This window comes from Bartonella sp. AA86SXKL (genome assembly GCF_042196885.1).
Genome location: NZ_JBHIRE010000467.1, coordinates 1 through 292 on the forward strand (window position 1 = coordinate 1; position 292 = coordinate 292).

Genomic DNA, 292 nt, shown 5'->3' on the forward strand with positions numbered 1-292 from the left:
TATTTTACGCAATTGGTCAATCGTTCGAGGAGGAACCAGTTCTTCACAAAAGGCACTTTTCTTTAATCTGCGTCGTTTGCGGGCAAAATTGGTGCAAGATGATAGCGCTCTTTCAAAACAAGATATCTTCCGTAGCATTGCTGAAAAGCTTGGCGTTTCCGTGCGTGATGTTGAAACAATGGATTTCCGTTTTTCAAGTTCTGATAATTCCTTGAGCGTTTCTGTTTCTGAAAATAGTGATAATCCTGTTGCCAAAATGGATGCTCTTGTGGATGATAGTCCTCTACCTGAT

The 292-nt window shown here is 40.8% G+C and carries 1 pseudogene; it reads left to right on the plus strand.

Going from position 1 to position 292, the window contains the following annotated elements:
* Positions 1-292: pseudogene (locus tag ACFIO5_RS12665) on the plus strand (RNA polymerase factor sigma-32); the annotation flags it as partial.